This window comes from Nostoc sp. CALU 546, assembly GCF_048836525.1.
Genome location: NZ_JAWJTF010000094.1, coordinates 25,545 through 37,291, shown reverse-complemented (window position 1 = coordinate 37,291; position 11,747 = coordinate 25,545). Strand labels below are relative to the sequence as shown.

Here is an 11,747-nt window from a genome sequence, read left to right as displayed (position 1 = left end):
AGAAAGTTACGCTAAGGCTGTAATCCTTACTGGATAAGTATTCTGCAAATCAATATTTTTCGCAATTCTTGATGTACCAATTAACCTATAGATTATTTGGTGCAACAATTTAATACGGCTCATCTTGGGTTTGAAGCTCCTAAATTTCAGAGACTTCAATTGGTACAGTTTTAATCCTGGCGATCGCAGTATTGAAAGTAGCTCATCAAGTCCTTAGCGTAAGTTTCGGAACGGATGCTCATTTCTCCCCTTGTCCTATGAAGTTGTGAAGTATAACCCGTCCTTTTTGTCCATTTTATTGTTAAAATCACAGTTTGTTTATGCTGTTGAGAGCAAAAAATTTCGCTCTCTGCCTTTCTTCTAGTCAACAAAATATTTGTTTGTTTACAAATAAGTTTGTAAATACTGACTATATAAATTACAGCGTGGTAATACGCTATCTCCTTGCAATTTTACCAGTCCAACACTGTGCAATTTAAATTTAGTTACTGTCGGTAGCTTCGCAGGGTTATTAATAACTACATCTTTCATCGCATTTGCTAATTCCGGCTGCTGCGTAAGAATTAAACTTTGACGATGTAAATGGTCTGCGTAGATACTCGATGAACTTGTGGGATTTTGTAGTATCTGTGTTAAAGTAACATTTCTATTGGCTATATTATAAAGAGTAAGACGCACTAAAAATGGATGTCCACCCACTAGCATCATTAATTTTTCAACTTCTGTTTCATCCCAATCGAGTTGATACCTTTGAACTAAATCTAAAATCTGTTGATTATTAAATTCAGGCAATTCTACAGACAGACCTACATTAAATGGCGATTGATTAATATCAAGAGGAACGTAAACTTCTGTAGAATGTACAATTACCAATCGCAGTTTTTCCCAAATCTCTCGCCGTTTGCCTTCTTCGTGTAAAGCGCGTAGCAGTCCAAAAAAATCTCGGTAAATTTCTGGATATTCAAAAACTTTATCAACCTCATCTAAACCAAGGGTTAGCGGCTTATTAATTGTTGGTAGTAGATATTCCTCAAAATAGGCTTTACATGCCATGCTGCTACCCACAATTTCCGCTAAATCCCAATAATCATCAATTTGATTCGGGATATTTAAAGCTAAACCAACACTGCCACAAAACCAACGCAAAAACTTATCTGAATTGACAAAAATCTGCTGTGCTGCAAGTTGGAAATCTAAGATGACGGCACAATCCCCTTGAGAATGTGATTTATCAATAATTCTTGACAATAGTGAAGTTTTACCCATTTGTCTGGGTGCTTTAATTCTAATTAAAGCACCGGGTTTATGAATTTGTTCGTAACATCGTTCTTCGATTGGTGATCGCTTAATATAAAATAGCGAATCTAATGGCACTTGCCCGGATGGATGCTCTAGAGAGTGGGATGAAGATATTTCTTGAGTTTCTTTGTTATTTTCCTCTGTAGTGCGTACTAAGGGTGATGAAAATATATTTTTCCCACTTTCCACTGTTAAATCAGTAGTTAAATCAGCAATATCTTGCCATTCCAGCCCTAAAACACGACAAATTTCTCTAAAGTTAAGGTAATCTACAGCTCTGCCATTAAGAAAACTGCTGATAGTGGATTGAGATATTTGCAAATGTTCTGCTAAATCAGTTTGACGAATATAGCCATTACGCGGTAGTGCTGACTTTACCTGTGATATGAATTCAGGACGTACTCTAACTGAACGTGGCATTTCTGATATTACAACTGCTAAATTTGTTTTTTTGGCGAAATTTTAAAATATTCAATCTCACTACAAAGTCGATACGTACTCGATATACTCCTATGCGAACTCAAGTGTAGTCAAGGTTAAATGGGATTAGTAGGAATAAGGTTCGAGGTGCAACCTGTGAACACTAGTCCTACTTTAACTGAAAATATTTCTGGATTATATAATTATGAAATTTGCCTTCTCTATAGCTTCCTTATTAGCTTATGCATCATCTATTTTGCTGCTAGGTTTTTCGATACCATTAGTTGCACAAATACCAGCTTCTAATGCTTCTACTGACTGTCAAACTCTGAAGCCACCACATCTTAATACAGTAAACGACTTCATAGGCATGGGACACTTTCAAGAGGACTGCCAAAAAGACTCACTCGCTGCGGTTTCTTCTTTCACGCAGGCAATTCGGCTCAATCCTAAAGCTGAAGAACCCTACTATCATCGTGCAAATGCTTACGCTGCAATTGGGAATTACAAAGCCGCAGTGGCAGACTATACCGAAGTCGTTAGGCAAAATACAGGTAGGCTTGGTTTTAGTCGTCCTGCATATTGGAATAGGGCTAGGGCTTATGAAAAATTAGGCGAAAAACAGAAAGCGATTTCAGATTTGACTCAATTAATTGGTGATAGTAGTTCCAATGTTGACGAGTACTTATTAAGAGGTAATCTTTACAAGGATTTAGGGAATAAAGAAAGTGCAAGGGCAGATTACAAAGCAGCAGAAAAACTTCTTCAGGAATATTTAAATGGGTCTTTCGGAAGTGGTTTCCAAGAACCTCGATATCAAGAGATGCTGGAGAAAGTAAGAAATGAATTATCAGGACTAAATTCTTAACCCAAATAGGCTCTCCTGGTGTGTGACGGCATGAATTATATGTGCAAAAAAGGAATAATCTATTTGCCGTCACGCACCACTATATAATTGGGTGCGTTGCGCTTTTACAGACCCCACAAACTATTTTTGTAATAATTTAAAAATATTGACAACTTCAAATAATTAGTAATTTGATTAGATAATGAGCAATAATTTTTCCTATAAAGTTGGTGGAAGTCTTACAGAAGATGCTCCCTGTTACGTAGTTAGACAAGCAGATTTCGACCTTTACAACGAACTGAAAGCTGGGAACTTTTGTTATATTTTTAATTCCCGACAAATGGGTAAAACTAGCTTGCAAGTTCGTACAATCAAACGACTGCAAGCAGAAGGAATCGCTTGTACTACGATTGACATTTCTGGACGCGGTAGTAAAGATATAAATCCGGAACAGTGGTATGCAGGTATTGTTTACACATTAGTTGCAAATTTTGAAATAGCTAACCCCAGCGAATTTATTAGAACATGGTGGAAGGAAAACTCCGAATTATCGCCAATACAGCGTTTGGATATATTTATTGAAAAAATTTTGTTAGAAAAAATCAAAAGTGAAATAGTTGTTTTTATTGATGAGATTGATAGTATTTTAAGCTTAAAATTTAAGGGTGATGATTTTTTTGCCTGGATTAGAAGTTGTTATGAAAAACGTAATATTAATAGCGAGTTGAATAGGATTACTTTTGTGCTTCTCGGAGTAGCAACACCTAGCGATTTAATTGCAGATAAAGTACGAACACCCTTTAATATCGGTCGTGCAATTCAACTTAATGGTTTTCAAATACACGAAATTTCACCTTTAGCATCAGGGTTAAAAGGGATTGAAAATCCAGAAGCTATTTTGCAAGAAGTTTTAGCATGGACTGGAGGACAACCCTTACTTACACAAAAATTATGCGATTTGTTAGTAACTTCCCAAAACTTTATTCATTATGACTCGCTAAAAGCAAAGGGAGAAATTACAGAAGCCGAATGGGTGGAGAATATTGTTAGACAGCAAATAATTGAAAACTGGGAATCACAAGACGAACCACCCCATTTAAAAACCATCAAAGATAGAATTTTGATAAGCAAGCATAATACAGGTGCATTGCTTGGTTTATATCAGAAAATTTTACAATTAGGACAAATTCCCGCTTATGACAGTCCAGAACAAATAGAATTACGGCTATCTGGATTAGTTGTAGAACAGCAGGGATATTTAAGGGTTTATAACCGTATTTATGCAAATGTTTTTGATTTTAACTGGGTAGAAAAAGCACTCGCCCATTTAAGACCTTATTCAGAAGCATTATCAGCTTGGTTTGCTTCTAGCTGTCAAGATAATTCTAGATTATTGCAAGGGTTAGCATTAGAAGAAGCAAAGAATTGGGCAGCAAATAAAAGCTTAACTGAGCAAGATTACCAGTTTTTAACTGCTAGTCAGGAATTGGAAAAACAAGAAATAGCTACGGCATTATCTCTTCAAGAAGAAGAAAGTCGCATTTTAGCACAAGCTAACGATACTTTAACCACAGCCCAACATCAGGCTAAACGACAAATTCGTATCGGTGGTGGAGTTCTTATTTGTTCTCTTATCGGAGCAGCTATTGCTTTTGTTGGAGCAACTATATCAACTAACCAATTACGAGAAGTCCAAGAAGGTATAAGATTAGAACAAGCAGGAGTTGCAGCACTAAAACAGTTTGAAACAAAACAAATTGAATCTTTAGTCACAGCGATGGATGCAGGACAAAGGTTAAAAAAAATAGTAAAAGATGGACGTTATCTAGAAAAATATCCTGCAAGCAGTCCAATTTTAGCTTTACAAATAATACTTGATAAAATCCATGAAATCAAGCAATTCGTTGCTCATAAAGACGAGATTACAACTGTGAACTGGAGCCATGATGGAAAGTACATCGTCACCGCTTCTAATGATAAAACTGCTCGTATTTGGAACTTGTCAGGTAAGCTTATAGCCGAACTAAAAGGACACCAAGACGGAGTTTTGATTGCTAATTTTAGTCCAGATGGAAAGCATATTCTCACTACTTCTAATGATAAAACAGTTCGGATCTGGAACTTTTCCGGGAAACAATTGGCGATACTTAGACATCAAGAAAATGTAACTAGCGCCAGTTTTAGCCCAGATGGGAAACGTGTCATTACGACTTCAGGAAATCCACTTGTTATTGAAACAGGTTGGGATGGTAAAAGCATAGTTAATACCCCTAATGATCAAACAGCCCGCATCTGGGATTTATCCGGTAATTTATTACTACAACTTCAACATCAAGGTAAAGTTAATAGTGCCAGTTTTAGCCCAGATAGTAAATATATTCTTACCGCTTCTGATGATAAGACTGCCCGCATTTGGGATACATCGGGTAAACTATTGCGAACATTCACAGGACATTCAATGGCTGTTAACAGTGCTTATTGGAGTCCGAATGGAAAATATATCTTAACTAACTCTAATGGCTCCTATGTTTGGGATGTTTCAGGTAAACAAATCGCGCGATTTAAAGGAGATGACAAATGGTCAATTATGGATGCTGGATTTAGCCCCGACAGTCAGCGTATTTTCGTATCAACATCTGATAAAACTCACGTTTGGGATTTATCTGGTAGGCTGATTAGAGAAATAAAAAATGAGAAAGCACTAAATGGTGATGCAGGATTTAGTCCAGATGGTAAGCGATTTTTTACTACCGATGACACTATAAAAGTGTGGGATATAAGAGATAAAGGTGTAAAAGTATGGGATTTATCAGGTGATTTACTCACCGAACTGACAGGAGATCAAAGAAATCCTCATTGGAGTCCTGATGGTAAATATATTGTTACCTTTGGACAAGATAAAATGGTTAGTATCTGGGATTTATCCGATAAAATACCAGTAACTATCAATTCAAAAGACGCTATTACGGGAGCAAGCTGGAGTCCCGATGGTAAATATATTGTTACCCCAACTAGAAAATATGTATTAATTTGGGATAGTTATGGTAAGCAGTTGGCAACATTTATAGGACATTCAGACGTAGTTAGTAGCGCTAATTTCAGCCCTGATGGAAAAAAAATTGTCACAGCATCAGCCGATAAAACTGTTCGTGTTTGGGATATATTAGGAAAACAGTTATTATTGCTTTCTGGGCATGAAGAGGTGGTAGAATATGCTGCTTTTAGTCCAGATGGCAAGTATATTTTAACTACAACTTCTGATAATAAAACTAGAATTTGGTCGGAGTCTGGTAAGTTAATAACTACATTCAAAGCCAGAGGCATTACTTGGAATCCTAATAGTAAATATATTCTGGCTAGGTTTGATTATGACGGCAAAAATTACTCAAGTTTGTGGAATATTTCGGGTGAAAAAATAGTAGAGTTTACAGGAAGTGAAAATAGTTATTCTGGTGCTAGCTTTAGTCGATATGGAGAACGGATTGTTACGAGTGACGGCAGGATAGTAAGCATTTGGGATACATCTGGTCAAAAATTATCAGAATTTAAAGCCAATCAAGATATTTATAGCCCTAGCTTTAGTCCAGATGGGAAACTAATTATTGCTACTTCTCCAGATAATAGGGTGATTATTTGGGATACTTCTGGTAAACAATTAGTTGAAATACCGCATCAAGGTAGGGTTGGATTTGCTGTTTTTAGCCCGGATGGTCAGCGGATTGTTACAGCTTCAGATGATAAAATTTATCGCGTTTGGGATGTGTTGGGTAGGCAGCTTGCACAATATAAGTATTCATCTACGTTTATATCGCCAGTAAGTTTTAGCCCAGATGGTAAATATATTCTCGCGCATGTTCAGGGTAATTCTCCTGAGCAAAATGAGGTGCTGATTTGGCGGATTTACGAATTAGATGGGCTATTAGCACGGGGATGCAACTGGTTAAAAAATTACCTGAATACCCAGCCTCAAGCAAGGGAAAGATTAAAGGTTTGCTGGGGTAAATAGTCGTAGGACAACGGCAAGATAAGTGCATGACAGTGCCGAAAACTGTGGTTTTAAAAGCATTGGCTGCTCCTTTATCAGGAATCAAGGGTTAGAGCCGAATGGCACTAAGTTAAGCTGAAGGGTAGGCGGCGTAAGGATTGCAGAGGAGCAGGGGGGCAGAGGGGCAGAGGAGAATTTCTCTTGCTTCTTTCCGTATGCCTCTTGTTTCTGTCCGTATGCTTCTTCCTTCTTCTTTCTCCCCTGCTCCTCCGCTCCTCTGCACAAGAGCTGCCTCAACGATTTTCCCTTTTCTTAGTGCCATTCGGTTAGAGCCATCATGAATTCAGAACATAATCATAGATTTGGGTGGGGATAAATTTGTATTTAATCTGAGTGTGAGCGTTGCTACTTAATTAAAATCTAAAGAATTTAGACAAAGCATACCTAAAAAAATTGGATTGTTTTTCTAAGGGGTTAAGTAATATTCTCAAATGGCGGTGATTTAAATCACCGCCTAGAGTTATTACGACATTATTAAGAAGAAAAACGATGTCAAATATCAACAAACAATCCCAATCTCTCGACAAAGTTGCTGGTGTGCAAGACATTTCCCATGAAAGTGCTGCCACCTGTTCTGGTGGAACAATAACCTTGTATGATGGACCCAATTTTACTGGAACGCCTGTGACCTATATAGGAGGAGTAGGATTTCAGACACCCTCTCTTGGTGGTTTTAACAACAGAGCCTCATCGTTTCAAGTCGCGTCGGGTCATACATGGCGTCTTTTCACGGGTCAGAATTACACTGGCAGTAATGTCGTATTAGGCGGATTTTTTGGACAATCAGGAAACTTTGGACTTGGATTTGACAATAACGTTGAGTCTATACGGCGAATCTGATAAGGTATTAAGCTATTTTACTGAGTTTTCAGGAATAGCGATGGGTACAGCCCCGTTATGATCGTGCTTGGGAAAGCTTAAGTATTTTTCAAGCACGTTTCCTAATTTATTTCCACCCAGTAGGGCTATTCTTTGCTCTTTGATATCAACTTAATATTAAAGTAAGCGCGAAGATTGCATAATTTTGTGTTCGCTCAAAATTTTTTACCCCTCTTCACTTTACGGCACATTTCTTCTTACAAATTCCCAAAGGCTGAGAGTGGGGTTTTGATGTTTTGAGCGACGCTTAACCCTCAATACTTTCGGGCTTAAGTTCAAACGGGTGAGCAAAGAATAGCCTCTACTACTAGCGTTGCTTTGAAGCATCAACACTCAGACATGGGATATCAAGTTGTTCGACAACACAGTGAAGAAGACTGCGGCGCGGCTTGCATTGCTACTGTTGCCAAACATTATGGACGCAACCTTGCCATATATCGGGTGCGGGAAGCAGTGGGCACTGGTTCGCGAGGTACCACCCTATTAGGCTTAAACCGGGGAGCAGAAGCCTTGGGGTTCAACACCCGTCAAGTCAAAGCTAGCAATGAATTCATTGAGCAATTGCAGAATGCTCCTCTACCAGCGATTATTCACTGGAAAGGCTACCACTGGGTTGTTTTGTACGGGCGCAAAGGCAAAAAATATGTAGTTGCTGACCCAGGAATAGGCATTCGTTATCTCACTCTCTCTGAATTAATGCATGGTTGGGCTAATGGCGTTATGTTGCTATTGGCACCAGATGACATCCGTTTTGAAGAGCAACCAGAAGATAAAGTTAACGGCTTTGGACGTTTTCTGGTGCGGGTGTGGCCCTATCGCTTCCTGATAGCCCAGGCAATTGCTATCAATTTCGCCATTGGACTCCTCTCCCTAGCCTCTCCCTTGATGATGCAACTGCTTACCGATGATGTGCTAGTGCGGGGAGATACACAACTGCTAACAACAGTGGCAATTGGGGTGATTGCAATGAGCTTCATCAAAAGTGCAATAGGCTTAGTACAGTCTCACCTGATTGGTCACTTTGGTCAAAGGCTGCAATTAGGACTAATTTTTGAATACGGGCGAAAACTATTACACTTACCCCTTGAGTATTTTGAAGGTCGCCGCAGTGGGGAAGTAATCAGCCGCATTGCCGATGTTCATGCCATCAATGCCCTAGTTTCTCAAATTGTCCTTGGTTTGCCCAGCCAATTTTTTATCGCCTTGGTTTCCTTGGGCTTTATGCTTTTCTTAAGCTGGCAACTCACTGTTGCCTCTACTATCGCCTTTGTCTTAGTCACGGGTGTCAACCTGCTTTTTCTTCCTAGCTTACGCTCCGTAACCCGTAATCAAATTGTCTTAGGTACTGAAAACCAAGGTTTTCTTGTGGAAACTTTTCGCGGTGTTCAGGTGCTAAAAACTACCCAAGCCACCCCCCAAGCTTGGCAAGAGTACCAGACGAATTACGGTCGCCTCGCTAACCTGAACTGGAAGACGATGAAGCTGGGAATTTACAGCAGCACAATTACTAGCGTTCTTTCCACATTGACTAATATTAGCGTACTCTGGTTAGGCTCGTATTTAGTGATTAATGGCACTCTTAGTATTGGACAATTACTGACATTTAGTGGCATGAGTGGTAACTTTCTCGGTTTCCTAAGTTCCGCGATCTCCTTAGTTGATGAATTTATCACCGCTCAGGTTGTCATCCAACGCCTCAATGAAGTCATTGATGCCACCCCAGAAGCCGAAAATGACTTCAAAAAGCCGATTGCAAAAATTCCTGGGAACGCAGATATTACCTGCACTAACCTCAACTTCCACCATGCAGGTAGAGTTGGCCTGCTACAAGATTTTTCCCTAACTATTCCTGGCGGTCAAGTCATTGCTTTGATTGGTAAATCAGGCTGCGGCAAAAGTACCCTTGCCAAATTGATAAATGGTTTATATCAGCTTCAGTCTGGTAATATCCGCTATGGGGTATATAACCAGCAAGACCTCTCGTTAGAATGTCTGCGACAACAGGTGGTGCTAGTTCCCCAAGAACCCCACTTCTGGAGTCGCTCCATCATTGACAACTTCCGCTTTAGCTATCCACACCTCAGTTTTGAAGAAATTATTAGAGCTTGCCAGATTGCTGGTGCAGATGAGTTTATCAGTAAACTACCCGATAAATATCAAACCGTCTTAGGAGAATTTGGCGCGAATCTCTCTGGTGGACAACGACAAAGATTAGCCATAGCTAGGGCAATAGTTACCGACCCACCCATACTAATTTTAGATGAATCCACGGGCGCACTCGACCCGGTGAGTGAGAGCTTTGTACTAGATAAACTTTTATACTATCGCCAAGGCAAAACCACAATTATGATCAGTCATCGCCCCAAAGTGATCCGGCGAGCTGATTGGATTGTGCTGCTTGAAGAAGGTCGCTTGAAAATCCAAGGTACCCCAGAGGAACTACGCCAAATCAGGGGTGAGCATTTAGACTTCCTAGATGATATCCTTCCATCAAAGAATGGTTTAGTGTCGTCCTTGGCCAATGAGTAATTAGTTATTCTTTCTCTGCTACTACACCCTCTATGCTTAGTCAATCCAACTCTGAGTTTCTACCTTCAGTTCAAGAAAACGAATTTCTCCCACCAATTAGTAGTTGGACAACATTAGGTGGACTATTTATTCTTTGCGTCTTAGGGTTAGCTATCCCAGTTGCCTCCGTTATTAAATATAAGGTCACTGTCAAAGGTAATGCCGTTATTCGTCCTGCTGGTGAATTGCGGATTGTTCAGGCTGCAACAGAGGGTCAGGTAATGCAAATCTTTGTTCAAGAAAATCAAGTTGTCGAAAAAGGAGAGAAAATCGCCACTATAGATGACTCCCGCCTGCAAACTAAAAAGAGCCAATTACAAAGCAATATCCAACAAGCAAAATTACAACTGGTTCAAATTAATGCTCAGATTAGTGCCCTTGATAGCCAAATCAAAGCTGAAACATACCGCATTAATCATGTGATTACCTCGGCTGAAGCTGATTTGAGTGGTCGTCGTCGCTTATATCGTGATAAGCAAATTACTACCGTTGCTGAACGCCAAGAAGCTGATGCTAACGTTAAGATAGCCCAAGAAGAATTGTATGCAGGTCAAGCGCAGTTAAAATCAGCACAAGCAAATCTGAGAGCAACCGAAGCTGCATTGGGAGCAGCTATGTCAAAACAGAAGCGATATGAGAGTGCAGCAAAAGTTGGAGCGTTGTCTCGGGATCAATTGGAGGAAGCACAACTAGCTGTTAAGCAACAAGAACAAGCTGTTGAGGCGCAAAAAGCAACAGTTGAATCACAAATAAAAACAATAAATCGGTTACAGCAAGCAGTCTCGGTAGCCATTGCTAAACGGCAAAGCGCCATCATTGCTCTCAATCCCAGCAATGCAGAAGTAGCGATCGCCTCCTCGCGCATTGCTCAAGAAAAAGCTTCTCTAGAAGTGAACAAAGCTAACTTAGACAAAGAACGTCAATCTCTGATCAAACAACAAATTGAAATTCAAAAACAGCTAGAGCGTGAAACAAGCGAAGTCAAACAAGCAGAAATCGAACTGAGCCAAACTACTATTACTGCCACCGCAGATGGTATTGTCTTCAAACTCAATCTGAGAAACCCTGGTCAAAGTGTGCGTGCTGGGGAGGAAGTTGTCCAAATTGTTCCTAGCAATGCATCCTTAGTTGCAAAAGCAGCGGTAGCATCTGAGGATAAGGGCAAGTTGAAAATAGGTCAGACGGTACAAATACGAGTTAGAGCCTGTCCTTATCCAGATTACGGTACTCTCAAAGGTAAAGTTAAGGCAATTTCCGCAGATGCGATCATCCCAGCCTCCCAAAGGAGTGATACGGTATCTACCCCCACTAATACTCCGAAAGCGAATACAATTGGCAGCTTCTACGAGGCAACAATTGAGCCGGAAAGCCTAATGCTAGGTGTGGACAAAAAGCAGTGCCCTGTTCAATTGGGGATGGATGGTACAGCTGATATTATTTCTCGAGAAGAGACTGTACTGCAATTTTTTCTTAGAAAAGCAAGGCTAATAACAGACTTGTAAGCCCCGCGTTTAGGTGACACTCGGAGAGTGCATCTGAAAATACTACTGAATTATGTTGCTATGAAGGGCACTTTTATTAATTACCGAAAAAAGGCAGAGGGCGATCGCTAATTAAAATGGTGATGACCATCGCTTCACTAAAACCTCTCCAGAACCGCCGTAGGCGATCGCACTTCTTGGTGAACAA

At 39.9% G+C, this 11,747-nt stretch carries 6 protein-coding genes; 5 read left to right on the top strand and 1 reads right to left on the bottom strand.

The features are described 5' to 3' along the window. Positions 1 to 384 precede the first annotated feature (384 nt). Complete coding sequence (locus RRG12_RS32490; RefSeq protein ID WP_420762034.1) at positions 385 to 1,719, bottom strand: AAA-like domain-containing protein; 1,335 nt, start codon at positions 1,717 to 1,719, stop codon at positions 385 to 387. Between the two features lie 205 nt (positions 1,720 to 1,924). Here RRG12_RS32490 and RRG12_RS32485 point away from each other — a divergent pair, with 205 nt between their 5' ends. The 5 genes from RRG12_RS32485 (at position 1,925) to RRG12_RS32465 (ending at position 11,560) form a co-directional block, all read left to right on the top strand. Beyond that, positions 1,925 to 2,587, top strand: a complete 663-nt coding sequence (locus tag RRG12_RS32485; protein ID WP_420762033.1) for a tetratricopeptide repeat protein — start codon at positions 1,925 to 1,927, stop codon at positions 2,585 to 2,587. A 181-nt stretch (positions 2,588 to 2,768) separates the two neighbouring features. Beyond that, positions 2,769 to 6,572: an eIF2A-related protein gene (locus tag RRG12_RS32480; protein ID WP_420762032.1), complete on the top strand. Its 3,804-nt coding sequence runs from the start codon at positions 2,769 to 2,771 to the stop codon at positions 6,570 to 6,572. Between the two features lie 528 nt (positions 6,573 to 7,100). Further along, positions 7,101 to 7,451, top strand: a complete 351-nt coding sequence (locus tag RRG12_RS32475) for a peptidase inhibitor family I36 protein (protein WP_420762031.1) — start codon at positions 7,101 to 7,103, stop codon at positions 7,449 to 7,451. A gap of 378 nt (positions 7,452 to 7,829) precedes the next feature. Then, positions 7,830 to 10,019 carry a peptidase domain-containing ABC transporter gene (locus RRG12_RS32470; protein WP_420762030.1) on the top strand — a complete coding sequence of 730 codons (2,190 nt, stop codon included), beginning with the start codon at positions 7,830 to 7,832 and terminating at the stop codon, positions 10,017 to 10,019. 32 nt (positions 10,020 to 10,051) lie between these two features. Then, positions 10,052 to 11,560 (top strand): HlyD family efflux transporter periplasmic adaptor subunit, encoded by a 1,509-nt coding sequence (locus tag RRG12_RS32465; protein WP_420762029.1) that lies wholly within the window; start codon positions 10,052 to 10,054, stop codon positions 11,558 to 11,560. Positions 11,561 to 11,747: the final 187 nt, after the last annotated feature.